The 23,050-nt window shown below is 59.8% G+C and carries 25 protein-coding genes; 15 read left to right on the top strand and 10 right to left on the bottom strand.

Annotated features, from left to right (window positions below; genetic code table 11):
* Window positions 1-200 precede the first annotated feature (200 nt).
* From AC5I5B_RS09975 to AC5I5B_RS09950, 6 genes are all read left to right on the top strand, one after another.
* Window positions 201-1,433, top strand: a complete 1,233-nt coding sequence (locus AC5I5B_RS09975; protein ID WP_020811968.1) for an ABC transporter substrate-binding protein — start codon at window positions 201-203, stop codon at window positions 1,431-1,433.
* 144 nt (window positions 1,434-1,577) lie between these two features.
* Window positions 1,578-2,480, top strand: coding sequence for a carbohydrate ABC transporter permease (locus AC5I5B_RS09970; protein ID WP_003506291.1), 903 nt, complete (start codon window positions 1,578-1,580; stop codon window positions 2,478-2,480).
* Window positions 2,473-3,414, top strand: coding sequence for an ABC transporter permease subunit (locus tag AC5I5B_RS09965; RefSeq protein ID WP_112958603.1), 942 nt, complete (start codon window positions 2,473-2,475; stop codon window positions 3,412-3,414). The genes AC5I5B_RS09970 and AC5I5B_RS09965 overlap by 8 nt, the downstream gene beginning before the upstream one ends.
* Before the next feature lie 5 nt (window positions 3,415-3,419).
* Window positions 3,420-4,508 (top strand): ABC transporter ATP-binding protein, encoded by a 1,089-nt coding sequence (locus AC5I5B_RS09960; protein WP_003506294.1) that lies wholly within the window; start codon window positions 3,420-3,422, stop codon window positions 4,506-4,508.
* 57 nt (window positions 4,509-4,565) lie between these two features.
* Window positions 4,566-5,330 (top strand): sugar phosphate isomerase/epimerase family protein, encoded by a 765-nt coding sequence (locus tag AC5I5B_RS09955; protein ID WP_003506296.1) that lies wholly within the window; start codon window positions 4,566-4,568, stop codon window positions 5,328-5,330.
* Between the two features lie 24 nt (window positions 5,331-5,354).
* Complete coding sequence (locus AC5I5B_RS09950; protein ID WP_003506298.1) at window positions 5,355-6,488, top strand: Gfo/Idh/MocA family protein; 1,134 nt, start codon at window positions 5,355-5,357, stop codon at window positions 6,486-6,488.
* A gap of 100 nt (window positions 6,489-6,588) precedes the next feature.
* On the opposite strand, the gene AC5I5B_RS09945 is transcribed toward AC5I5B_RS09950, so the two are convergent.
* The gene (locus AC5I5B_RS09945) at window positions 6,589-6,759 is read right to left on the bottom strand and encodes a hypothetical protein (RefSeq protein ID WP_003506300.1); all 171 of its coding nucleotides are present in this window, start codon (window positions 6,757-6,759) and stop codon (window positions 6,589-6,591) included.
* A 353-nt stretch (window positions 6,760-7,112) separates the two neighbouring features.
* Between AC5I5B_RS09945 and queC the strand changes: the two genes are divergently transcribed.
* From queC to queE, 3 genes are read left to right on the top strand one after another with little or no spacing between them, the layout of a single operon-like run.
* Complete coding sequence (gene queC / locus AC5I5B_RS09940) at window positions 7,113-7,823, top strand: 7-cyano-7-deazaguanine synthase QueC (protein ID WP_003506302.1); 711 nt, start codon at window positions 7,113-7,115, stop codon at window positions 7,821-7,823.
* Window positions 7,823-8,179 carry a 6-carboxytetrahydropterin synthase QueD gene (queD, locus tag AC5I5B_RS09935; protein WP_003506304.1) on the top strand — a complete coding sequence of 119 codons (357 nt, stop codon included), beginning with the start codon at window positions 7,823-7,825 and terminating at the stop codon, window positions 8,177-8,179. Before queC ends, queD begins: the two co-directional genes overlap by 1 nt.
* Window positions 8,176-8,931: a 7-carboxy-7-deazaguanine synthase QueE gene (gene queE / locus AC5I5B_RS09930; protein WP_060724790.1), complete on the top strand. Its 756-nt coding sequence runs from the start codon at window positions 8,176-8,178 to the stop codon at window positions 8,929-8,931. Before queD ends, queE begins: the two co-directional genes overlap by 4 nt.
* Window positions 8,932-9,111: 180 nt before the next feature.
* Here the strand turns inward: queE and AC5I5B_RS09925 are convergent, their stop codons facing one another.
* From AC5I5B_RS09925 to AC5I5B_RS09900, 6 genes are all read right to left on the bottom strand, one after another.
* Entirely contained in the window at window positions 9,112-10,161 is a 1,050-nt protein-coding gene (locus tag AC5I5B_RS09925; protein WP_112958604.1) for a Gfo/Idh/MocA family protein, read from the bottom strand.
* Window positions 10,162-10,167: 6 nt separating this feature from the next.
* The gene (locus AC5I5B_RS09920) at window positions 10,168-10,953 is read right to left on the bottom strand and encodes a ThuA domain-containing protein (RefSeq protein WP_003510932.1); all 786 of its coding nucleotides are present in this window, start codon (window positions 10,951-10,953) and stop codon (window positions 10,168-10,170) included.
* A 56-nt stretch (window positions 10,954-11,009) separates the two neighbouring features.
* Window positions 11,010-12,038: an ABC transporter ATP-binding protein gene (locus AC5I5B_RS09915; protein WP_112958605.1), complete on the bottom strand. Its 1,029-nt coding sequence runs from the start codon at window positions 12,036-12,038 to the stop codon at window positions 11,010-11,012.
* A gap of 10 nt (window positions 12,039-12,048) precedes the next feature.
* Window positions 12,049-12,882 (bottom strand): carbohydrate ABC transporter permease, encoded by an 834-nt coding sequence (locus AC5I5B_RS09910; protein ID WP_112958606.1) that lies wholly within the window; start codon window positions 12,880-12,882, stop codon window positions 12,049-12,051.
* Window positions 12,879-13,853 carry an ABC transporter permease subunit gene (locus AC5I5B_RS09905; protein ID WP_112958607.1) on the bottom strand — a complete coding sequence of 325 codons (975 nt, stop codon included), beginning with the start codon at window positions 13,851-13,853 and terminating at the stop codon, window positions 12,879-12,881. The genes AC5I5B_RS09910 and AC5I5B_RS09905 overlap by 4 nt, the downstream gene beginning before the upstream one ends.
* Before the next feature lie 64 nt (window positions 13,854-13,917).
* Window positions 13,918-15,183 carry an ABC transporter substrate-binding protein gene (locus AC5I5B_RS09900; protein WP_099087177.1) on the bottom strand — a complete coding sequence of 422 codons (1,266 nt, stop codon included), beginning with the start codon at window positions 15,181-15,183 and terminating at the stop codon, window positions 13,918-13,920.
* A gap of 268 nt (window positions 15,184-15,451) precedes the next feature.
* Between AC5I5B_RS09900 and AC5I5B_RS09895 the strand changes: the two genes are divergently transcribed.
* On the top strand, window positions 15,452-16,465 hold the full coding sequence (locus AC5I5B_RS09895; RefSeq protein WP_003506318.1) for a substrate-binding domain-containing protein: 1,014 nt from the start codon (window positions 15,452-15,454) through the stop codon (window positions 16,463-16,465).
* Between the two features lie 174 nt (window positions 16,466-16,639).
* Window positions 16,640-16,837, top strand: a complete 198-nt coding sequence (locus AC5I5B_RS09890) for a hypothetical protein (protein ID WP_003506320.1) — start codon at window positions 16,640-16,642, stop codon at window positions 16,835-16,837.
* Between the two features lie 214 nt (window positions 16,838-17,051).
* Here AC5I5B_RS09890 and AC5I5B_RS09885 read toward each other — a convergent pair whose 3' ends face one another.
* Window positions 17,052-17,231, bottom strand: a complete 180-nt coding sequence (locus AC5I5B_RS09885; protein WP_174054540.1) for a hypothetical protein — start codon at window positions 17,229-17,231, stop codon at window positions 17,052-17,054.
* On the bottom strand, window positions 17,228-17,809 hold the full coding sequence (locus tag AC5I5B_RS09880; protein WP_112958608.1) for a DNA-3-methyladenine glycosylase: 582 nt from the start codon (window positions 17,807-17,809) through the stop codon (window positions 17,228-17,230). The genes AC5I5B_RS09885 and AC5I5B_RS09880 overlap by 4 nt, the downstream gene beginning before the upstream one ends.
* Window positions 17,810-17,902: 93 nt before the next feature.
* Here AC5I5B_RS09880 and AC5I5B_RS09875 point away from each other — a divergent pair, with 93 nt between their 5' ends.
* From AC5I5B_RS09875 to AC5I5B_RS09860, 4 genes are all read left to right on the top strand, one after another.
* A complete protein-coding gene (locus AC5I5B_RS09875) occupies window positions 17,903-18,286 on the top strand; it encodes a hypothetical protein (protein ID WP_031234233.1) in 384 nt (127 codons plus the stop codon).
* A 2-nt stretch (window positions 18,287-18,288) separates the two neighbouring features.
* Window positions 18,289-19,068, top strand: a complete 780-nt coding sequence (locus AC5I5B_RS09870; RefSeq protein ID WP_099087176.1) for an SDR family oxidoreductase — start codon at window positions 18,289-18,291, stop codon at window positions 19,066-19,068.
* A 175-nt stretch (window positions 19,069-19,243) separates the two neighbouring features.
* Entirely contained in the window at window positions 19,244-20,299 is a 1,056-nt protein-coding gene (locus AC5I5B_RS09865) for a L,D-transpeptidase family protein (protein ID WP_003506328.1), read from the top strand.
* Between the two features lie 19 nt (window positions 20,300-20,318).
* On the top strand, window positions 20,319-21,104 hold the full coding sequence (locus tag AC5I5B_RS09860) for a L,D-transpeptidase (RefSeq protein WP_003506330.1): 786 nt from the start codon (window positions 20,319-20,321) through the stop codon (window positions 21,102-21,104).
* A 98-nt stretch (window positions 21,105-21,202) separates the two neighbouring features.
* Here AC5I5B_RS09860 and AC5I5B_RS09855 read toward each other — a convergent pair whose 3' ends face one another.
* Window positions 21,203-23,023, bottom strand: a complete 1,821-nt coding sequence (locus AC5I5B_RS09855; RefSeq protein ID WP_111792900.1) for a methyl-accepting chemotaxis protein — start codon at window positions 23,021-23,023, stop codon at window positions 21,203-21,205.
* Window positions 23,024-23,050 lie beyond the last annotated feature (27 nt).

Raw genomic sequence — 23,050 nt, 5'->3', positions numbered from 1 at the left:
CACCATGAGGTCTGTAAATGACCGGCATTGCGTTTGGATTACGCGGTCCAATCCCCTGCGTCGCTTGGCTGTTCGGCATATTTACTGCCCGTTCGAAATGCCTCCTGACGGTGGTGGCGAGATTCGTATTTTAGGCGGTTGCCTAATCAAAAATCTTCGCATACGTTCCAACTGCAACGTTTCAGTGAGGGAGGAGACTCATGCGAATGCGTGTTATTTCTGCGGCTTTTCTGGCCAGCGTCATGATTCCGGCGGGTATTGCCGGGGCCACCGATCTTGAGGTGACCCATTGGTGGACATCAGGCGGCGAAGCCGCTGCCGTCGCCGAACTGGCCAAGGCTTTCGACGCGACCGGCAATAAATGGGTGGACGGCGCGATTGCCGGTTCGGGCGGCACGGCCCGGCCGATCATGATCAGCCGCATCACCGGTGGCGACCCGATGGGTGCCACCCAGTTCAACCACGGTCGGCAGGCGGAAGAGCTTGTCCAGGCAGGCCTGATGCGCGATCTTTCCGATGTTGCCGCAAAGGGTAACTGGAAAGATGTGATCAAGCCGGCAAGCCTGCTCGACAGCTGCACCATCGACGGCAAGATCTATTGCGCGCCGGTCAATATCCATTCCTGGCAATGGCTGTGGCTTTCCAATGCGGCCTTCAAAAAGGCGGGCGTAGAGGTTCCGAAGAACTGGACGGAATTCGTCGCAGCCGCACCGGCGCTGAAAAAGGCGGGCATCCAGCCGCTCGCGCTTGGCGGCCAGGCATGGCAGGCGAACGGCCTGTTCGACACGCTGACGCTTTCGATTGGCGGCAAGGACCTTTATCAGAAGGTCTATGGCGACAAGGATGCCGAAGCGGCAGCCGGTCCTGATATGGCGAAGATTTTCGCAGCTGCCGTCGAGGCCCGCGACATGGCCAAGGGCACCAATGTTCAGGACTGGAATCAGGCCACGAATATGGTGATAACGGGCAAGGCCGGCGGCCAGATCATGGGCGACTGGGCACAGGGCGAATTCCAGCTTGCCAATCAGAAAGCCGGCACGGACTATTCCTGCCTTCCCGGTCTGGGTCTCAGTGAATACCTCACCACGGGTGGCGACGCCTTTTATTTCCCTGTTTTGAAAGACGAGGCGAAAACCAAGGCGCAGGACGTTCTTGCCGCAACCATTGTTGATCCGAAAACGCAGGTTGCCTTTAACCTGAAAAAAGGCTCGCTGCCGATCCGCGGCGACGTCGACCTCAATGCAGCCAATGACTGCATGAAAAAGGGTCTGGCAATTCTGGCCAAGGGCAATGCGCTGACCAGCACCGACCAGCTGATTTCTGCCGATACGCAGAAACAGAAGGAAGACCTGATGGCGGAGTTCTTCGCGGGCTCGATGTCGGCAGAAGACGGGCAGAAGCGCTTCGCGGACATTATCGGTTCGGCTGACTGATTGTGATCTCTCCGGATCGGGGAGCGGTTCGCTGCTCCCCTTTCCAACGTCCGGCTTGCGCCAGAACAGTTGGCACTGGTCGGGGTTTCACGCGGCGGGGCTTTTTGCTCGGTCGTTGACTGTAACGTTACAGGAGGAGGTAACATGGCAGGTCAAACGCGCTCAGGGCGTCCCAACCAGCTTTTCCGCAATCTCAATTCCAAGATTGCCTCCATTCCCATGATCCTAACCGCCATGGTGATTTTCCTTGGCGGAACGATCTGGACGGTGATTTATTCCTTCACCAATTCCAAGCTTCTGCCGCGGGCAAGCTTCATCGGTTTTGACCAATATGAGCGGCTGTGGGCCGCGCCGCGCTGGATCGTGTCCATCCAGAATCTCGCGATATACGGCGTGCTGTCGCTGATCTTCAGCCTCGTCATCGGCTTCGTGCTGGCGGCGCTGATGGACCAGAAAATCCGGTTTGAAAACACCTTCCGCACGATATTTCTTTATCCCTTCGCCTTGTCCTTCATCGTTACCGGCCTCGTCTGGCAATGGCTGTTGAACCCGGAATTCGGCATCCAGTCCGTGGTCCGCTCGATGGGTTGGGAAAGCTTCACCTTCGATCCGCTCTATAATTCTCAGATCGTCATTTACGGCATCTTGATTGCAGCGCTCTGGCAGGGCACGGGGCTCGTCATGTGCCTGATGCTCGCCGGTCTTCGCGGTATCGATGAGGATATCTGGAAAGCTGCACGCGTCGACGGCATTCCGATGTGGAAGACCTATATTCTCATCATCATTCCCATGATGCGGCCCGTCTTCATCACCACGCTCGTCATCATCGCCAGCGGCATCGTCAAGGTTTACGATCTGGTGGTGGCGCAGACCAGCGGTGGGCCGGGCATCGCCTCCGAAGTGCCGGCGAAATATGTCTATGACTACATGTTTCAGGCGCAGAACCTGGGGCAGGGCTTCGCCGCCTCGACCATGATGCTTCTGACCGTCGCCATCATCGTCATCCCATGGGCCTACCTCGAATTCGGAGGCAAGAAGCGTGGCTAATATCAGCACACTGAACACGGTCGCCGCCGCAACCGATGCGGTTGCCCGGGACCTTTCCGGCCCGCGCGGCAAGAAGCCAAGGAAAACCTTTTCCCGCCGCAACATCATTCTTTACGGCACGCTGTTCGTTGCCGCCGCCTATTACCTGCTGCCGCTATACGTGATGGTTGTCACCTCGCTGAAGGGCATGCCGGAAATCCGGCTGGGCAACATCTTTGCGCCGCCGGTGGAAATCACCTTTGAGCCCTGGGTGAAGGCCTGGGCCAATGCCTGCACGGGATTGAACTGTGACGGGCTTTCGCGCGGATTCTGGAACTCGGTGCGCATCCTCGTGCCGTCGGTCGTCATCTCGATCATCGTCGCTTCCGTCAGCGGTTACGCCATGGCGAACTGGAAATTTAAGGGTTCGGAGCTGTTCTTCTCCATCCTCATCATCGGCGCCTTCATCCCCTATCAGGTGATGATCTATCCGATCGTCATCGTGCTGCGCGAAATGGGCGTTTATGGCACGCTGACCGGCCTCGTCATCGTGCATACCATCTTTGGCATGCCGATCCTGACGCTGCTGTTCCGCAATTATTTTGCGTCGCTGCCGGAGGAACTGTTCAAGGCGGCTCGTATTGATGGCGCCAATTTCTGGCAGATTTATTTCCGCATCATGCTGCCCATGTCACTGCCGATCTTCGTCGTGGCGATGATCCTGCAGGTGACCGGCATCTGGAACGACTTTCTGTTCGGCGTGGTGTTCACGCGGCCGGAATATTACCCGATGACCGTACAGCTCAATAACATCGTCAACTCCGTGCAGGGCGTGAAGGAATACAACGTCAACATGGCCGCAACCCTACTGACCGGGGCTGTGCCGCTGATCGTCTATTTCGTCTCCGGCAGGCTTTTCGTCCGCGGCATTGCTGCAGGCGCAGTAAAAGGTTGAGTTATATGAACAAAAGCGTTTCCATTCGCGATCTTTCCCTGTCCTTCGGCGCCGTTACCGTGCTGAAAGACCTCAATCTCGATATTTACGACGGCGAATTCCTCGTGTTGCTCGGCTCTTCCGGCTGCGGCAAGTCGACCCTTCTCAACTGCATTGCCGGGCTTCTGGAGCCGACCGACGGGCAAATCTTCATCAAGGACCGCAACGTCACCTGGGAGGAGCCGAAGGATCGCGGCATCGGCATGGTGTTCCAGTCCTATGCGCTTTATCCGCAGATGACGGTGGAGAAAAACCTGTCCTTCGGCCTTCAGGTCGCCAAGGTGCCGAAGGAGGAGATCGACCGGCGCGTGAAACGGGCGGCGGGCATCTTGCAGATCGAGCCGCTTTTGAAACGCAAGCCTGCCGAGCTTTCCGGCGGCCAGCGCCAGCGTGTGGCGATTGGCCGGGCGCTGGTGCGGGATGTGGATGTGTTCCTGTTCGATGAGCCGCTCTCCAACCTCGACGCCAAGCTGCGCTCGGAACTGCGCGTCGAAATCAAGCGGCTGCACCAGTCGCTGAAGAACACCATGATCTATGTGACGCACGACCAGATCGAGGCGCTGACGCTGGCGGATCGCATCGCCATCATGAAAAGCGGTGTCATCCAGCAGCTGGCCGATCCCGTCACCATCTACAACAAGCCGCGGAACCTCTTCGTCGCCGGCTTCATCGGCTCGCCCTCGATGAATTTCCTGCGTGGCGAATTGATTGAAAAAGACGGCAAGGTGGTCTTCACCACCAATGGCGTGACTTTCGCGCTGGACGGTTATCATCCGGAGACGCCGCTTGCCGCCGGCCGTGCCGTGGTTCTGGGTGTCCGCCCGGAACATGTGCGCGTCGATGCCGATATTGTTGGCGGTGAGGTGCACGAGGCGATCGTCGATATCGAGGAGCCGATGGGCGCCGACAATCTGATCTGGCTGAAACATGCCGGGCATACCATGTCCGTGCGTGTCGGCGGCCACAGACGGTTTTCACCGGGCACCAAGGTGCGCCTCGGCCTCGACATGACGATGGCCTCGCTTTTCGACGCGCAAAGCGAGGAACGGCTCTAGAACAGCTTCGATTTTCCCCCACACAGTCCAAAGACCCAGATCTCTATGGAGGAGACAATGACAGAACTCGGTTTCCAGCTTTACAGCGCCCGCAATTTTCAGCCTTTTTCCGATATTCTGAAAAAGCTTTCGGCGGCGGGTTATAAACATGTCGAAGGCTACGGCGCGATGTATGCGTCGCTGGATGAAGCTGGTCTGAAAGGTCTGCGCGCCGAACTCGATGCCAACGGCCTGACCATGCCAACTGGCCATTTCGGTCTCGATCTTCTTGAGGGCGATCCAAAAAAGGCGCTGAACATCGCGAGAGTTCTGGGCGTGGAGGCGATCTATTGCCCTTACCTGATGCCTGACCAGCGCCCGACAGATGCTGCAGGCTGGTTCGCCTTCGGCAAGCGCCTGCAGGAAGCCGGAAAGCCCTTCGTGGATGCCGGGCTGATCTTCGGCTGGCATAACCACGATTTCGAGTTCAAGACGCTTGACGATGGCTCGACGCCGCAGGAGCAGATTTTTGCCGGCGGCCCGGACCTGAAATGGGAAGCGGATATAGCCTGGATTATCAGAGGCAATGCCGATCCGCTCGCATGGATCGAAAGCTACGGCAAGCGCATCACCGCCGTGCATGTCAAGGATATCGCGCCTGCGGGAGAGAATGCGGATGAGGATGGCTGGGCCGATGTCGGCCATGGTACAGTGGACTGGAAGGGCCTCGTTGCTGCGTTGAAGGCGAAATCCGCCACGAAACATTTCGTGGTCGAGCACGACAACCCGAAAGACATCGACCGGCTCATCACCCGCTCGATCGCATCGTTCAAAACCTATTGAGTTTCAATTTTTCGGAGTTTCATCATGGCCAGAGATCTTGGCGTCGGCATCATCGGATGCGGCAATATCTCGTCTGCTTATTTCTCGCTGGCGCCGCTCTTCAAGGGCATCAAGGTGCTTGCCTGCGCCGACCTCAACCGCAATGCGGCGGAGCTGAGGGCGGAAGAATTCGGCGTTGTCGCGCAGTCCATCGAGGACCTGCTCGCCAATAAGGATATCGATGTGGTGGTGAACCTCACCATTCCCGCAGCGCATTTTCCGGTGTCGAAAGCCGCACTTGAGGCGGGCAAGCACGTCTATTCGGAAAAGCCGCTGGTGCTTTCGCTGGAAGAGGGTGAAGAACTGCGGCGTATCGCCCGGGAGAAGAACCTCTCCGTTGGTTGCGCGCCGGACACCTTCCTCGGCGGCGCACATCAGCTTGCCCGGCAATATATCGATGAGGGCAAGGTCGGGCGTATCACGTCAGGCACCTGCCATGTGATGAGCCCCGGCATGGAGATGTGGCACCCCAATCCGGGCTTCTTCTTCCTGAAGGGCGGCGGGCCGATCCTCGATCTCGGCCCCTACTACGTCGCCAATCTCATCAACCTCATCGGCCCGGTCAAGCGTGTCGGCGCATTGACGTCAATGGCGAACCCCACCCGCACAGTGACCAGCCAGCCGCTGAACGGTGAGATCATCCCGGTCGAAACGCCGACCAACATCCATGCACTGCTGGAATTCGTGAACGGAGCAACGATCACGCTTTCGGCCAGCTGGGATGTCTGGTCGCATCGCCACGCCAATATGGAACTCTATGGCACGGAAGGCTCGATCTACGTGCCGGACCCGAACTTCTTCGGCGGCGTGGTGGAAGCAAGCGGACGGGACAAAAATATCCAGCCGCTGGAAGACTGGGCGCATCCCTTCGGCATCGCCAATCAGGAAAGCCCGAACGGCCCGCGCGCTAATTACCGCACTGCCGGCCTTGCTGATATGGCGATTGCCATTCTGGAAGGCCGCGATGCCCGCTGCTCGCTGGATCGTTCCCTGCACGGCATCGACGTGATGACCTCAATCCTCAAATCCGGGGAAGAAGGGCGCTTCATCGAGATGAGAACCACCTGCACCCAGCCGGCAGCACTCGGCATCGAGGAGGCGCAGGCGCTGCTGCGCTGAGCGTATAGTCAAAGAAAAAAGGCCCGGCGCACTGCCAGTTCGCCGGGCCTTTTCCGCTCAGCCTTTTGAATGACGAGCGTCGCGTGTTCATAGCCGATTTTTAAAGGCCGATAAAAAGACCGAGCCAGCGTGTAACCGTCCTGACCATCCAGATCAGAAAGACGAACGGGGCGATGCCGATTGCGGCGACGAGCGCTGCCGATGCGACGACGAGGCCAGTCGCGAGATAGCGTCTGAGCCGGTGACGTTTCGGCTTAAGAGCCTCATCCATGTCGTAGAGCGGCGATCAGCCCGCGAACGGTGAGTGTGACATAAAACATACCCGCAACAACTATTAGGATACCGGTGCCAAGCGAGCTGAGATTGTTCAGCGAAAACAGAAACGTATCAGCCGCCATCATTGGCACGACCCTTCAAGAACAGTGAATTCGTCATCGTTCTAGATCGCGCCGGTTTCCGGCATATGTCCCGATTGTTTCGTCTTGTTTCTGCGGCGGGGCGATTTCGTGATGGAGCGGATTTCCCGCGAATTCGGTAAAGCCCTTCACAAGACGGCCCGTTTGGTTTAAAGCCGCGCCGTAATCCGGTCGCAGCCCACCCGGTCAAAACAAGGGATCCCAACTTATGAAAACCATCGTCATCTGCTCCGGCGGATTGGACTCCGTTTCGCTTGCGCATAAAATCGCGGCGGAACATGAACTTCTCGCTCTCGTCTCCTTCGATTACGGCCAGCGCCACAAGAAGGAACTGGATTTCGCCGCCGATTGCGCAAGGCGTCTCGGCGTGCCGCATCATGTCATCGACATCAGAGCCATCGGTGCGCATCTCACCGGCTCGGCGCTGACGGACGACATTGCGGTGCCGGACGGACATTATGCGGAGGAGACCATGCGCTCCACCGTGGTGCCGAACCGCAACGCCATCATGCTCACCATCGCCTTCGGCCTTGCCGCCGCCCAGCAGGCGGATGCGGTGGCAATCGCCGTGCATGGCGGCGACCATTTCATCTATCCCGATTGCCGGCCGGGCTTCATCGACAGTTTCAACGCCATGCAGGCGCATGCGCTGGAAGGTTACGCCGACGTCAAGCTCTTTGCGCCTTACGTCACGGTCTCCAAGGCGGCGATCGTTACCGATGGCGTGAAATACGGCACGCCCTTCGGCGAAACATGGTCCTGCTACAAGGGGGGGCTACGCCATTGCGGCCGCTGCGGCACCTGCGTGGAACGGCGCGAGGCCTTTCATCTGGCGGGCGTCACCGACCCGACCGACTATGAGGACCCCGATTTCTGGGTGGCGGCGACTCATGCCTATGCGGCGCAGGAGGTGCGCTGATGTTCCGCATCACCAAGGAGTTTCATTTCTCCGCCTCGCACCAGCTGAAAAGCCTGCCGTCTGATCACCAGTGCGCCCGTCTGCATGGGCACAATTACATCGTCGAGGTCGAGCTTACTGGTGAAGAGCTGAACGAGCACGGTTTCGTGCGCGACTATCATGAGCTTGCGCCACTGAAGCACTATATCGACAGCCATTTCGATCATCGCCACCTGAACGACGTTCTCGGCCATGACCGGGTGACGGCGGAATGTCTGGCGAAGCATTTTTATGACTGGTGCAAGATAAGCCTGCCGGAAACCAGCGCCGTGCGGGTGAGCGAAACCGCCAAGACCTGGGCGGAATACCGGCCATGACGGCGGCTGCACGGAAGGTTGCAGCGAAGGAAACGGCGATCCGCATCAGCGAAATCTTCGGCCCGACCATTCAGGGCGAGGGGCCGCTGATTGGCCTGCCGACCGTATTCGTGCGCACCGGCGGCTGCGATTACCGCTGTTCCTGGTGCGATACGCTGCATGCCGTCGACAGCGAGTACCGCGACACATGGAAACCGATGCCTGTCGAGGCGATCTGGCAGGAGGTGCGTCGGCTTTCCGGCGGCGTACCGCTGACGGTCTCACTGTCAGGCGGCAATCCCGCCATCCAGCCCCTCGGGGCCTTGATCGCGAAGGGGCAGGGCGAGGGCTATCGTTTCGCGCTGGAAACGCAGGGCAGCATCGCGAAAGACTGGTTCGCCGATCTCGATCATCTGGTGCTGAGCCCGAAACCGCCATCGAGTGGTATGGAAACGGACTGGCAGGCATTCGAAAACTGTCTTACCGCCGCCGGCGACGGACCGCAGGTGGCGCTGAAGATCGTGGTTTTCGACGATGCGGATTATGCCTATGCCAAAGCGGCATCCGCGCGTTTCCCACGTCTGCCGGTCTACCTCCAGCCCGGAAACCACACCCCGCCGCCGCCCGATGATGACGACGCGCGCGTGGATATCGAGGGGGTCATGGACCGGATGTTGTGGCTGGTGGACAAGGTGAGCGAAGACCGCTGGTTTTCCGCTCGTGTTCTGCCGCAGCTGCATGTTCTGTTGTGGGGAAATAAGCGGGGCGTTTGAAGGGATGCGGATTGGCACATGCCTTTCCCCATCATCCTCGCCTTTGAGGTGAGAATCCACGCGCCGTTGAAGGATATGCATCCTCGGGTCAAAGCCCGAGGATGACGTCGATTGGGAGGAGCGATGTGGAGGAACATCACTCCTCCCTACCAGCGACTTGCGCCGCCGCTCTTCTGCAAATCAGGCCGAAACGGCCAGCTCGCGCCGTTCACGGTCGGCGATGATCGAGAGATCAAGCACCTTCTGCAGATTGGCGGCATGGCGGAAATCGGGGTCGGCAACGCCGCCTTCCATCACCGCCTTGGCGAATTTTTCGTAGTTCGTCGGCACCGGCTCCACATCAATCGTCTTCCAGATTGCCTTCTCCACATCCTCGCCAATGCAGACCCGCAGGCTGGAATAGTCAGGCGTGTGGATGACTTCGAGCGCGCCCTTGTCGCCATGGATGCGCAGACGAAGTTCATTCAGATGCCCCGTTGCCCAGCGGCTGGCATGGATGACGCCCATGGCGCCGTTTTCCAACTCGGCGGTCATGGTGAAGCTGTCATTGGCGTCGAGATCGTAGACGCCGATCTTGTTGCCCTCATATTTGTCGAAGGTCTTCAGCCGCGTGAAGATGCGTTCCACATCACTGCCCGCGCCATAGGAGGCGAAGTCGAGAATGTGGATGCCGACATCGCCGAGAACCCCGTTCGAGCCGTGTTTGGTGGAGAGCCGCCACAGCCACTTGCTCTCCGTCATCCAGTCGCCCCAGGCCTTGGAAACGAGCCAGCTCTGGAGATAGGAGGCTTCCAGATGGCGCACCTTGCCGATCTTGCCGGCCAGCACCATTTCGCGTGCCGCCTGCAAGGGGGCGACATTGCGATAGGTGAGGTTGACCATGGCAACAAGGCCCGCTTTTTCCGCGGCATCGGCCATTTCGGCGGCCTTGGCGTAGTTTTCCGCCAGCGGCTTTTCGCAGAAGACGTGCTTGCCGGCCGCCAGCAGCTTTAGGCTGGTGGGGTGGTGGATGGCGTCAGGCGTGACATTCGCCGCCGCGTCGAACTCGCCCCAGGCAATCGCGTCATCCAGCGAGGTAAAGGAGAGTGGAATGTTGTGGCGAAGCGCAAAGCCCCGCACAACCACATCATCCACATCCACCGCAGCCACCAGTTCGACGCCGGGGATTTGCGAGAAATATGTGGCATGGTTGTTGGCCATGCCGCCGGTTCCGAGAATGAGAAGTCTCATGGCTGTTTACCTGTAACCTGCTTCGCCTGCCTTGTGCAGCTTGGGGCCGCGTTCTTCGATAGGCTCCAGCGCCTTGTCGACGGGAACGTTGGGGGCGTCATGAATGCTTTTCAGTGCGCCGACCGGATTATAGGCCCATTTCACCGAATTGCTGATGACCTTCTGTACATTGGCGTCGTGATAGGTCGGATAAGTCTCGTGACCGGGGCGGAAATAGAAGATGTTGCCTGCGCCACGGCGCCAGGTGAGGCCAGAACGGAAGACTTCGCCGCCCTGGAACCAGGAGATGAAGACGGTTTCCAGCGGCTCCGGCACGGAGAACTGCTCGCCATACATCTCTTCGTTTTCCAGCTCGAAATGCTCGGGCAGGCCGGCTGCAATCGGGTGGCGCGGATTGATCGTCCACAGGCGTTCGCGTTCGCCCGCCTCACGCCATTTAAGCGCGCAGGGCGTGCCCATCAGTCGCTTGAAAGGCTTGGAGAAGTGGCCGGAATGCAGGACGATGAGGCCCATGCCTTCCCAGACACGCTTGGCAACGCGCTCGACGATTTCATCCTGAACCGCACCGTGGTCCTTGTGGCCCCACCAGACCAGAACGTCGGTCTTGTCCAGACGCTCCTGCGAAAGGCCGTGTTCCGGTTCCTGAAGCGTGGCGGTGGTGGCGCTGATCTCAGGGTTGGTATTCAGCGCATCGGCAATGGTGTTGTGCATACCATCGGGGTAGATCGAACGCACCGTCTCGTTGATGTGTTCGTGGATATTTTCGCCCCATACAACGGTGTTGATGGTCATTTTCTTGCTCCTTGGTGAAGGCCGGAAGCTTGGGTGATCCGGCGAAAGTTAACTGTTCAGGCGGCGCCGCGCACGGGATTGCGGGCAAGGGCCTGGCCCTGCGCGTCGAAGCGGTGGATCTGCGCCGCATCCGGCACGAGAACGATTTTTTCTCCCGGCTTGCGGTCGGTCACGCCTTCCTCACGAACGACGATGGGTTCGCCAGCACCAATCTCGACATAGATGTAGCTGTCCGATCCCAGCATTTCCGAATGGATGATTTCGCCGTTCCAGCCGGTCTCACCGGCACCGATCGCAAGGTGTTCGGGGCGGATGCCGATGGTCGCGGCACCTTCGACTTCCGCATATTTGCCGGCAAGGAAGTTCATCTTCGGCGAGCCGATGAAGCCGGCAACGAAGGTGTTGACCGGGCTTTCGTAAAGCTCGAGCGGCGTGCCGATCTGTTCGACGCGGCCATCGCGCAGAACGCAGATGCGGTCGGCAAGCGTCATGGCTTCCACCTGGTCGTGGGTGACGTAGATCATCGTCGTGTCATGCATCTCCCGGTGCAGCTTGGCGATTTCGAGACGGGTTGCGACGCGCAGCGCCGCATCGAGGTTGGAGAGCGGTTCATCGAACAGGAACACCTTCGGATCACGCACGATGGCACGGCCGATGGCGACACGCTGGCGCTGGCCGCCGGAAAGCTGCTTCGGCAGACGTTCCAGATAGGGCGTGAGTTGCAGCATTTCGGCTGCCGCCTCCACGCGCTTGCGGCGCTGTTCCTTGTCCGCGCCTGATAGTTTCATGCCGAAGGCCATGTTCTCGAACACGGTCATATGCGGATAAAGCGCATAGGACTGGAAGACCATGGCGACGCCGCGCTTGGCGGGCGGCAGGCGGTTGACCGTCTCACCGCCGAAGGAAAGCGTGCCGCCGGTGATTTCCTCCAGCCCGCATATGAGGCGTAAAAGCGTGGACTTGCCGCAGCCGGAAGGGCCGACGAAAACCATGAATTCGCCAGAGCGGATATCCATGTCGATGCCCTTGATGACATCGAAGGCACCGAAGGATTTGCGAAGATTGCGCAGTTGAATGGTGGTCATGAGATTTCTCCTAGCCTTTGACGCCGCCGGCGGTGAGGCCGGAGATGATGCGTCGCTGGAAGATCAGAACGAGGACGACGAGCGGGGCGGTGACGATGACGGACGCAGCCATGATCGTTCCCCAGGGGATTTCGAATTGCGAGCCGCCCGACAGAAGCGCGATGGCGACCGGCACCGTGCGTTGTTCGTTCGATGAGGTGAAGGTGAGCGCGAAAAGGAACTCGTTCCATGCCGCGATGAAGGCGAGAAGCCCTGTCGTGACGAGCGCCGGCCACATCAGTGGCATGAAGACCTGGGTGATGATGACCCACGGTGTCGCACCGTCGACGATCGCCGCTTCCTCGATTTCAATCGGCAGGTCACGCATGAAGGTTGTCAGCACCCAAACCGTGAAGGGCAGGGTGAAGATCATGTAGGAAAAGATCAGCGCGAGCGGTGTGTTAAAGATTCCCGCCCAGCGGATAAGTTCGAACAGGCCGGCGAGAACGGCGATCTGCGGGAACATCGAAACCGAGAGGATGGTGAGCAACAGCAGCGAGCGGCCACGGAAGCGCACGCGAGCCAAGGCATATGACGCCGTTACCGCAAGGAACAGCGACAGTACAACGACTGAAGATGCAACGAACAGCGAATTGCCGAGATTGCGCAGGAACGTGCCGTTGCCGATGACGAAGCTGTAATTGGTCAGCGAGAATTCGCGCGGCCAGTAATTCACCTGGAACAGCGCTGAGCCGGATTTCAGGCTGGTCAGTATCGCGTAATAGAACGGGAATACCGAAATCACCATGATGACGGCGACCAGCGCATAAAAGGCGGTGGTCTTGACGATATCGGTGAGGGTCATCGCGCAGCTCCATCGGTGTTGACGCGCCCGAGCCACATATAAATTACGGTGATCGAGGCGATGATGAGGAACAGCATGGTGGAAGCGGCTGCGCCATAGGCGAACTTGTCGAAATCGAACAGGTTCTCACGCGCCAGCACCGACATCGTGCGGGTCTGGGCGTTATTCGGCGTCAGAATGTAGATGAGGTCAAAGACGCGCATCGCATCCAGCATGCGAAAGATGACGGCGACCATGAGCGCTGGCCGGATCATGGGCAGGGTGACGCGGAAGAACACCTTGACGGGGTGGATACCATCCACCTTCGCCGCCTCATACATGTCCTTCGGCACCATTTGCAGGCCGGCGAGAATGAGCAGCGCCATGAACGGCGTCGTCTTCCAGATATCGACGATCAGCACGGCGACCATCGCGGTGTCCGGATTGGCCGTCCAGGCGATCTTTTGGGAGATCAGGCCGAGACTGAGGAAGAGGTCGTTCAATATGCCGAACTGGTCGTTCAACATCCACGCCCACATCTGCGCCGAGACGATGGTGGGAATGGCCCATGGCACGAGGATGGCGGCGCGCACGAGGCCGCGTCCCTTGAATTCGGCATTCAGCACCAGCGCGACGATGAGGCCGAGCACGGTTTCGAAGCTGACCGAGAGGATGGTGAATTTCAGCGTGTTGAGAACCGCACCCCACCAAGCGGGATCGGCCAGCAGGCCACGATAGATAGTGCGGCCGCTGCCGAGTGTGATCCAGGTGAGGTAGTTCTTGAGGCCGACGAACTGCGCACCCTCGAGATTGGTCAGCGACGCGTCGGTGAGGCTGAACCAGACGGTGCGCACCAGCGGCCAGCCGGCCACCAGCGCCAGCACCAGAAATGTGGGGGCAAGAAACAGCCAGGCGGATTTCAGCCGTTCCGATTGAAGATCGGAACCGGTGCCGGATGCCGCGACCGGTCTTTGAAGGGTGGTGTCATTCATGGGGACATCTCGCGGTTGGGGCGCGGGAAACGGCCAGGCGAGGCCGCCTCCCGCGCGGGCCGGGTTACCAGCCGTTGCCTTTGAGATCGGTCAGTTCCACCTCGAGCAGTTCGAGATTTTCAGCCGCCGTGCCGTTGCCGGAGAGCGTGTTGTGAACCGCGCCCCAGAACTTGGCCGAAACCTCGTTATATTTCACTTTGGCCGAGGCGGAAGGACGGGGAACGGCGGTCTGGAAGATCGGCTTCCATGTCGGCATGAACGGCTGTGCGGCCGCGACATCATTGTCGTCATAAAGCGAGGCGATCGTCGGCATGTTGGAGAGCTGGATCGCGCGCATCTTCTGGGTGTCTTTCGATGCCAGGAATTTCACGAGCTGGATGGCCGCGTCCTTGTCATCTGAATATTTCGAAACGGCGAGGTTCCAGCCGCCGAGTGTCGAGGCAGGCGCTTCGCCTTCTGCGCCTGCCGGCAGCGGGGTGACGCCGAACTTGCCCTTGATGGCGCTGTCGGCGCCATTTCCAAGTGCATAGGCATAGGGCCAGTTGCGCATGAAGACGGAATTACCAGTCTGCCACACGCCACGCGCTTCCTCTTCCTTGTAAGCGAGCACGCCCTGCGGCGCGATTGTGCCGACCCAGCCCTTGGCGGCTTCGATCGCGGCTGCGGCTTTCTCGTTATTGATGGAGATGTCGCCGTTGGTCTCGACGATATGGCCGCCCCCGGCGGATGCGATCCATTCGAGCGCGTTGCAGGTTAGGCCTTCATAGGCGCTGCCCTGGAAAACGAAGCCCCAGAGGTCCTTCTGCCCGCCTTCGCGTTCCTTGTCCTGAATTTCCTTGGCGGTCTCGCCCAGTTCCTTCCAGGTTTTCGGCGGCTGCTTGCCGTATTTTTCCAGAAGGTCCTTGCGGTAGAACAGAGCGGGTGCGTCGGTGAACATCGGCATGGCGACAAGCTTGCCGTCCACGGTCTGCGACGCAACGATGGAGGGGAAATGATCGCCGATGACGTCCTTGGTCGCTTCGGTCAAATCCACGAACTGGTCGGAGAGCTGCGGCGCCCAGATCACGTCGGTCTGATAGACGTCGACATCCTTGTTGCCGGCGGCGAGCCACAGCCGGTACTGGCTGAATTGTTCGCTTGATGAAGAAGGCATGGTGACGAGATTGACCTTGTGGCCGGTCTCTTTCTCGAAGGCGGCGATCCGCTCCTTGAAAAATGCGATGTTCTTGCCGGTGGAATTGGCGGCGATGGAAAGTTCGGCCGCCTGCGCCGAAACTGCTGCGGAAAGTACGCTGCCGCACAGGAACAAAGTCTTCATGGAAATATTCATTGTCAAACTCCTCCGTTGACGCTTCCGATTGTCCTCAAAATTGAAAGCGCTTTTGACTGGCGTGAGGCTCTCAAAAGCGGATCAATCTGTCAATACTCTTTCTAATTGTGTGAAAACCCGGCATTTCCGACGATGGTTTTGCGGTGTTTGCTTTTCGAAATGACCGACTGTAAGGTTTCAGATGGATAAAAATTGAAATCGTTTTCAATTATTGTCCGCTTGAAAAATCTGCGGCGGCAACGCATGCAGAGGCAAATTGGCGAAAAACATGAAACTCAAGGAATTCGCAGAAAAGGTTGGGCTATCGCCCACCACCGTCAGCCGTGCGCTTGGCGGCTATCCCGAGGTGCGCGAGGAAACGCGGCAACGGGTGATGGAGGCTGCGCTGAAATACGGCTACCGGCCGAATGCCAACGCCGTCAGGCTGGCAACGGGCAGGGCGGGCGCCATCGGCGTCGTCATGGGCCGTTCGGGCGGCGGGCATTTCTTTTCGGAGTTCATGGGCGGCATGGCGACCCGTCTGGAACAGGAAGAAACCGACATTCTCGTCAGCGTCACCGTCGACAATAATCTCGATGAGGAGCTGGCGATTTTCAGCCGGCTGGCGGCGAGCGGCCGGGTGGATGGCATCATCGTGCATTCGCCGCGCCCCGAGGATGAGCGCATCGCGCTGCTTCACCGGCTGGGCGTGCCCTTCATCGTGCATGGCCGCTCCAAGACGCCGTTCGAACATGCCTGGCTTGATATCGACAACCACGATGTAACCTATCGACCAACGATCCATTTTCTGGAGCGCGGCCATCGCCGCATCGCCCTAATCAACGGTCCCGTCGGCCGCACCTTCGTTCAGGACCGCGAGCAGGGGTTCAGGGATGCGCTGGCCACCCATGGCATCACGCCCGATCCGCGTTTCATGATGAACGCGCATTTCAGCGAAGATACCGCCTTCCGCTTTGCCCGCTCGCTGCTGGAACAGACGCCGCGCCCGACGGCCTTCGTCGCGGGCGCGATGATGACGGCGCAGGGTGTCTATCGCGCCGCCACGCAGATGGGGCTGGTGATCGGCAAGGACGTTTCCGTCATCGCCCATGACGACGTGTTTCCCTATCTGACGCCGGAAAGCATGATGCCGCCGCTTTCCACCACCCGCTCGCCCATGCGCATGGCGGGCATTCGGGTGACGGATCTGTTGTTGCAGATCATCGGCGGTCGTCCCGTGCGCGAGGTTCAGGAATTGTGGCCGGTCGAACTGATCCTGCGGGAATCGGTCGGCCCTGCCTGAGCTTCTCGTCATAGCTCACTGATTCCACTCCGTTTTGTGAACGTCAGTTGATAACGTTCGTCTTTCGTCATCTATACGTCCGCGCCGTCTCATGTATAATCCGAACAGTTACGGGTGTTATGGAACAGGACCCGGGCCGGCGCGTTGAGGGGACGTGTCGAAGGAGGTGGACGGATGTTTGAATTTTTAAAACCGCAACAGCAGACTGTGATCGATGACGTCGAGGCAACCGGCACCTATGCCGATGCGCTGCTCAACGTTCCGAGCCCGGAACTTTCCCGTTCGACCGCGCGCGAGCATGGTCACGAGGCTCATTCCCGCGATTATTGCGAAAACCGCGATATTTCCCGCAGCGCGCTCGGTTTCGCCTGAGCGTCGCAAAAACTTCCTTAAAAAACGGAACGGACAGGCCGTGCCCGCGTTTCCCTGTACGACCCGCTGGGCGGCGCAACCGGACCGAAGGGACCTGACCGGCATTTGACCGATGGGCGAATTGGGTGTCGCGCCGCCCGATTGGCGACGGCGCGAAGGCGTTGTCCCGAGAGATAAAAACGCAGCTTGTGTCCATTGCGGCAAAGCGTGTTTATCAGGAGGCCGCGATGCCAGCCGTTCCCGTCGAACCGTATCCCGAACCGCCGATGCCCGTGCCGCCGCAGCCGGACATACCGCCGGTGGAAGAGCCGGAACCCGATAGGTTGCCGGACGAGGTGCCGGTACCCAACCCCGACGAAAATGACGGGCCGCCGAGGGTGCTCTCGTCTTTCACGGGTCTCCATTTTCGAATTTCTTGCTAACGAAAGTCGAGTCCTTAAGTCCGAAGCGCCACGGGTATTCTGTGGCGCGGCTGATGCCGATTCGCCTGCCGCTGGTGATGGCGGCGGCTTCTTTCGGCAACCGCAGGAAAAACGGCGGTGCGTTCAACGGCGCGCCATCCATCTCTCCCGTAATCGCGAGCGCCTGGCAAAGTCGGCCCGGGCCTGAACATAGAAGTTTCGGCTTGTCGGTTCCCCGGCGCAGTTTCATCATGTCTATACCGGTGATCGGTTCGATGGCGCGCAGAAGCACGGCGGAGCCCGGAGCGCAGACAAAGTTGGCGCACCAGTGAATGCCGTAGGACCGGTAGACATAAAGACGGCCGGCCGGGCCGAACATCGCCCTGTTGCGCGGGGTCTGCCCGTTGAAACTGTGGGATGCCGGGTCGTCCGGATGATAGGCTTCGGTTTCCACGATGATGCCGCCGGTATTGCCGATGCGGAACTCCGCGCCGATGAGGGCGCGGGCCACACCCACCGCATCGCGCAGGAAGAAACTCTCCTGCATTTCCGGGCCAAAGGCCTCATCCATCCGGAACCCCTTCCGCTCTGTGTCGTTCTGAAGTCAGCTTATTCGTTTCCCCGCACCGGTTTTGCCGGTGCTTTCCAAGCCGGAGGGCATGTCATGCAACTTTCGACGACCTATGTAAAACGCAATAACGGGGTTATCTCCGTCGAGTTCGTCGGCAGCGACGGTGACCAGGTCTCTGTTCGCCTTGCCGATGGTCTTGAAGGGATCGACGATGCGGAGGCCATCAAGCGGGCAAGTGCGGTGATGGTGCAGCTCACCGCCTTCGGAACACGCCATGGCGCGGATGCGCCTTCGCAATTTTCCGCTCTCGGCACGGCGCAGGATGAAGCTCCGCACGGTCAGGCGAGCGCCCGCACATCGAAGGATCGCGACGTTCTGGAGGAGGAGTTGGAAGAGGGGCTGGAGGAAAGCTTTCCAGCCAGCGATCCCGTCTCGGCGATCGGCACCTCCATAGCCTCCAGAAAGGGAGGCCTGTAACATTGGCTGACGGCAAAGTCGCTCTCGTCACCGGTGCCGGCTCCGGCATCGGCCGCGCTGCCGCCCTTCATCTGTCTGCGGAGGGGTTCTCGCTCGGCCTGCTTGGCCGCACCGAATCAGAATTGAACGATGTCGCGCGGGAAATAGGCGCCGCATCCGGTTCGTCGAAGGTCCTTGTGGCCGATGTGGCGAATGAGGAGGCTATGCGTCATGCGGTCGCAGCACTGGTTGGGGCTTTCGGGCGGCTTGATGTCGTGGTGGCGAATGCTGGCGTCAACGGCGTCTGGGCACCCATCGATGAATTGAAACCGTCCGAATGGGACGATACGATCCGCATCAACCTGCGCGGCACCTATCTCACCGTTCATGTAAGCGTGCCGCATCTGAAGGCGGCCGGCGGCGGATCCATCGTCATCATCTCGTCGATCAATGGTACGCGCACCTTCACGTCGCCCGGCGCTACCGCCTATTCCGTGACGAAAGCCGGACAACTTGCCATGGCGCAGCAACTGGCGCTGGAACTGGGGCGTCACCGTATCCGCGTCAATGCGGTGTGTCCGGGCGAAATCGAAACGGCAATCGATGAAAATACCGATATACGCGGGCGGGAAAAAACGGAGGTTCCTGTCCGTTTTCCCGCCGGGGACATTCCTGTGACCGGCGGCGTGGCCGGAACGAGCGACGACGTCGCCGCGCTGATCGGTTTCCTGGCGTCGGATGCATCCCGTCACATTACCGGCACGCCGGTATGGATCGATGGCGGCCAGGGGCTGCTCCGATAATTACGGCATCCAAGCTCAGCGCCAACGGCATCACGGGCTTGTGTCCCTATGATTAACGAATGGGTAACGTCTGTTCACGAGACTTTGTACATGGGCGAGGTTGCCGTGTTGTGGCCACCTTCGATAGTTAAGCGTCTGCCGGAAAGGCGGGCAAATCAGGCGGGCAGAACAATCCATGGGCATGCAGGCATTGCTGGATTTCGCGGTTGCGGGGTTGCGGCATAAGGTAAAGGCAGGGGCAAGAATGGCTGCGGTCGTCGCGATCGGCGGCGGCCTTGCGGCGTGCACCTCCATGGGCCTCGACAGTGTCAAGAAAGACCCGCCGAAACTGTCGTCCAAGATGATGGCGCAGATGTCGGCCAAGAGCATGCGCCCGGAAAGCCCGGTCCTCGTTCGTATTTTCAAGCAGGAGAGCGAACTCGAGGTCTGGAAGGTCGACAAGACAGGAAATTACGCGCTCCTCAAGTCCTATCCCATGTGCCGCTGGTCGGGAAAGCTCGGCCCCAAGATGAAGACTGGTGACCGGCAGGCGCCGGAAGGTTTTTATCATGTCTCGGCCGGCATGCTGAACCCGAACTCACAATATTACGTTTCCTTCAATCTCGGTTATCCCAACCGGCTGGAATCGGCGCTCGGTTACACCGGCGAGGCGCTGATGGTGCACGGCGCCTGCTCCTCTTCCGGCTGCTACGCCATGACCGACGCTCAGGTGGGTGAGATTTACGCTATCGTCGCGCGTGCATTGCAGGGCGGACAGGACCGCTTTCAGGTGCAGGCCTATCCCTTCCGCATGAGCGCCCGGAACATGGTGGCGCATCGGGATGATCCTAACATGCCGTTCTGGAAGACGCTGAAGGAAGGTTACGACTATTTCGAGGTGACGCGCCGGCAGCCCAAGGTTTCCGTCTGCGGCCGCCGTTATGTCTTCAACAGTGAATTTGCTGGCGGCGAGCCTGCCGATCCGCTGGCGGCGTGCCCGCCGGCCGTCAACCAGCAGGATCCGCTGGTGGCGTCAAAACTCGGTGAAGAGCAACAAAAACTTGCCGCCGCGATGAGCGAGGGAACTTCTGCCTCCCTCAGCGCGTATGTGGACGGCGGCATGCATCCAAGCTTCCGGGCCATTCTGAAATCCAGCGGCGCCAAGGCCATGGCATCGCAGGTTTCCGGCACGAAGTACCCTATCAGCCGCCCAGAGGCGGCGCTGGCAGATCCCTTTGCCAGCGTGAGATGACGTAAATGAGGTTTTTCAATTGAACGAGACGACAACGACCCGGCGGGGTTTCCTGCTTGGAGCAGGTGGACTGGCGCTTGCCGGCCTTGCGGGCTGCAACACAACGGCGCGTGAGGCCGCCCGGCCCGCGGCACCTGCCGAAGACCCGATGTATGCCGCCATGTACGGTCCGAGGCCTGACGAGCAGTTCCCGCTGCCGGAAATCCCCTATAAGCGGATTCCGCGCCAGTTCCTGCGGCAGATGGTGGCGAACCCGACCGGTGAACGCCCCGGCATCATCGTGGTCGATACGGCCAATCATTTCCTCTATCTCACCTATGAGAATGGTCAGGCCATGCGCTATGGCGTCGGTCTCGGCCGTGCAGGCTTCGAATGGTCCGGCCGCGGCGTCATTCAGTACAAGCGGCAATGGCCGCGCTGGACGCCGCCCGATGAAATGGTCGCCCGCCAGCCGGAACTGGAACCCTATAGCAGCCGTAACGGCGGTATGGAGCCGGGCCTCAAGAACCCGCTCGGCGCGCGTGCGCTCTATATCTTCAAGGATGGCAAGGATACGATCTACCGCCTGCACGGCTCGCCTGAATGGTGGACCATCGGCAAGTCGGTCTCATCAGGCTGCGTGCGCCTGCTGAATCAGGATATCATCGATCTTTATAACCGCGTGCCTGACGGTACGCCGATCGTCGTGACGGCACTCGGCCCTGCGCAGCAGGGCGTGCCGATCGGCCAGGAAGGTGTGCCCGTGGCGCAATACGGCAATGGCGTGATCGGCGACGGCCTGTCGCAGCCGACACAGGCTTATTGATCAAGAAACGTTCACCTCACGGCGCAGGCGCGCCGTGAGGTGGCCCGCCTCAAGGACTGTATGATGCGAGGCGATGTTCTCGCGTTTCACCATTGCTCTCACGCAACTCGGCGTGTCTCTTCCCGGCTGCCAGTAATTTCCATCTCAAGACGGAAACGCGATACCAGCGCGCGCAGCTTTGCCGTTTCGGCGGCAAGTGTTGCGGAAGCGGCGGTGGATTGTTCCACCATGGCCGCATTCTGCTGGGTGGCGTGATCCATCGAGTTTACGGCCGCGTTGATCTCCGCAAGGCCGGTCGATTGTTCGGCGGCCGATGTGGCTATCGCATTCATATGGCGGTCGATGCCGGCAATGCGTTCGCCGATATCCTTCAGCGCCGTGCCGGTATCGAGAACCAGCTTCACACCGCTTTCCACCTCGACGGATGACTGGCGGATATGATCGCGGATTTCACTTGCGGCCTTTGCCGCGCGCTGGGCGAGATCGCGCACCTCCTGCGCCACCACGGCAAAGCCCTTGCCGGCCTCGCCGGCGCGGGCGGCTTCAACGCCAGCATTCAGCGCCAGAAGATTGGTCTGGAAGGCGATCTCGTCTATGACGCCGATGATGCCGGTGATCTGCCGCGACGAGGTTTCGATGCGGCGCATCGCCTCTTCGGCATGGCCGACCACTTCGACCGATTTCAGCGCGCTTTCGTTTGCGTCTGTGGCGGCGAGCCTTGCTTCCGCGGCGCGCTTGTTGGCGTTCGACACGTTGACCGTGATTTCATCGAGCGCCGCGGCAGTCTGTTCAAGTGAGGCGGCCTGATTTTCCGTGCGGCGGGAAAGATCGCCGGCGCCGGCGGCGATCTCGCGGCTGCTACCGTCGATGGTGCCGATGCCATCGGAAATGGCGAAGAGCGTTTCGGCCAGTTGCCGCACCGAGCTGTTGAAATCGTGGCGCAGGGCTTCAAATTGCGGGGCAAAGGCATCGTCGAGCTGGAAGGCCAGATCACCCGATGCGAGCCGCTTCAGGCCGGCCGCGAGGCCGGAGGTGGCGATGCGCAGCCGCTCGGAAGCATCTTCCTCCGCCTGCCGCCGCGTTTCCTCCTGGTCGGCTTCCGCCTGCCGGCGGGCGGAAGCTGCCTGCTCTTCGAGCGCCCGGTTGGCGATGGCTGCCTGCCGGAATATCTCGACCGCGCCGGACATGGAGCCGATCTCGTCCCTGCGGTCGGTGCCGGAGGGCGGTTGCGACGTATCGCCGGCCGCCAGGATTTCCATATTCTTCGACAATTGCAGAACGGGGAGGATGATTGACTTGCGGGTGAGGAGGAAAAGTCCGGCGGAGAAAAGCACGGCTAGAACCAGCAGCCCCTTCAAAACGAGGTTGATGGTCGCCTTGGTCTTTTCGCTTTCGGCCGAGGCGGCGTCGGAAAGGGCTTCGATCTGGTCGCCGGCTGTTTCCATCGCTTTTTCAAGCGCCGAAAATTGCCGCGTGAATTCGGGCATCAGTTTGAGAGCCTCTTCCTGACGGGCGCCGGCAAGGCCGACAACCGCATTTGCGGCATCGATATAAGCAAGAAGCGGTTTTTCGGCGCCGTCGATGACGGCCCTGACGTTCGTACCGGCTGACAGAGACCTGTTTTCCTCGATCATTTGCCGGAAGGTGGATTCATGTTCCGCGAGATCGGCTTTTACCGCATTCAGCTCCAGGCCCATCCCTTCATCGGAAGAAAGGATGGCGGCGAGCACGTCGGAACGCAGCGCGTCGTGCATCATGTCCGCTTGCATGTGGTTGCGAAGTACATGGGCCGAAAGCGCCACATATTCGCTATTACGGTTGAGCGTTTCCGTTGCCCACATGCCGACACCTGTGGCGCTGCCGGCGATGAAAAAGATGGCGACGCTTGCCAATATTGTCTTCTGCTGTATCGACGCCATGGAACGCTCCCGCGCTGTTGGTTATGC

It is taken from the genome of Agrobacterium sp. (assembly GCF_059499945.1).
Note: the sequence above shows the minus strand (reverse complement) of the source record. Positions and strands in the feature narration are given on the sequence as shown.

Excerpts from the sequence above, each read along its gene's own strand:
- AC5I5B_RS09945 (WP_003506300.1), bottom strand. The coding sequence starts at position 6,759 with ATGGATGAGGCTCTTAAGCCGAAACGTCACCGGCTCAGACGCTATCTC.
- AC5I5B_RS09855 (WP_111792900.1), bottom strand. The coding sequence starts at position 23,023 with ATGGCGTCGATACAGCAGAAGACAATATTGGCAAGCGTCGCCATCTTT.
- AC5I5B_RS09970 (WP_003506291.1), top strand. The coding sequence starts at position 1,578 with ATGGCAGGTCAAACGCGCTCAGGGCGTCCCAACCAGCTTTTCCGCAAT.
- AC5I5B_RS09895 (WP_003506318.1), top strand. The coding sequence starts at position 15,452 with ATGAAACTCAAGGAATTCGCAGAAAAGGTTGGGCTATCGCCCACCACC.
- AC5I5B_RS09910 (WP_112958606.1), bottom strand. The coding sequence starts at position 12,882 with ATGACCCTCACCGATATCGTCAAGACCACCGCCTTTTATGCGCTGGTC.
- AC5I5B_RS09880 (WP_112958608.1), bottom strand. The coding sequence starts at position 17,809 with ATGGATGAGGCCTTTGGCCCGGAAATGCAGGAGAGTTTCTTCCTGCGC.
- AC5I5B_RS09920 (WP_003510932.1), bottom strand. The coding sequence starts at position 10,953 with ATGACCATCAACACCGTTGTATGGGGCGAAAATATCCACGAACACATC.
- AC5I5B_RS09975 (WP_020811968.1), top strand. The coding sequence starts at position 201 with ATGCGAATGCGTGTTATTTCTGCGGCTTTTCTGGCCAGCGTCATGATT.
- queD (WP_003506304.1), top strand. The coding sequence starts at position 7,823 with ATGTTCCGCATCACCAAGGAGTTTCATTTCTCCGCCTCGCACCAGCTG.
- AC5I5B_RS09900 (WP_099087177.1), bottom strand. The coding sequence starts at position 15,183 with ATGAATATTTCCATGAAGACTTTGTTCCTGTGCGGCAGCGTACTTTCC.
- AC5I5B_RS09915 (WP_112958605.1), bottom strand. The coding sequence starts at position 12,038 with ATGACCACCATTCAACTGCGCAATCTTCGCAAATCCTTCGGTGCCTTC.
- AC5I5B_RS09875 (WP_031234233.1), top strand. The coding sequence starts at position 17,903 with ATGCAACTTTCGACGACCTATGTAAAACGCAATAACGGGGTTATCTCC.
- AC5I5B_RS09950 (WP_003506298.1), top strand. The coding sequence starts at position 5,355 with ATGGCCAGAGATCTTGGCGTCGGCATCATCGGATGCGGCAATATCTCG.
- AC5I5B_RS09960 (WP_003506294.1), top strand. The coding sequence starts at position 3,420 with ATGAACAAAAGCGTTTCCATTCGCGATCTTTCCCTGTCCTTCGGCGCC.
- queC (WP_003506302.1), top strand. The coding sequence starts at position 7,113 with ATGAAAACCATCGTCATCTGCTCCGGCGGATTGGACTCCGTTTCGCTT.
- AC5I5B_RS09865 (WP_003506328.1), top strand. The coding sequence starts at position 19,244 with ATGGGCATGCAGGCATTGCTGGATTTCGCGGTTGCGGGGTTGCGGCAT.
- AC5I5B_RS09890 (WP_003506320.1), top strand. The coding sequence starts at position 16,640 with ATGTTTGAATTTTTAAAACCGCAACAGCAGACTGTGATCGATGACGTC.
- AC5I5B_RS09955 (WP_003506296.1), top strand. The coding sequence starts at position 4,566 with ATGACAGAACTCGGTTTCCAGCTTTACAGCGCCCGCAATTTTCAGCCT.
- queE (WP_060724790.1), top strand. The coding sequence starts at position 8,176 with ATGACGGCGGCTGCACGGAAGGTTGCAGCGAAGGAAACGGCGATCCGC.
- AC5I5B_RS09925 (WP_112958604.1), bottom strand. The coding sequence starts at position 10,161 with ATGAGACTTCTCATTCTCGGAACCGGCGGCATGGCCAACAACCATGCC.
- AC5I5B_RS09905 (WP_112958607.1), bottom strand. The coding sequence starts at position 13,853 with ATGAATGACACCACCCTTCAAAGACCGGTCGCGGCATCCGGCACCGGT.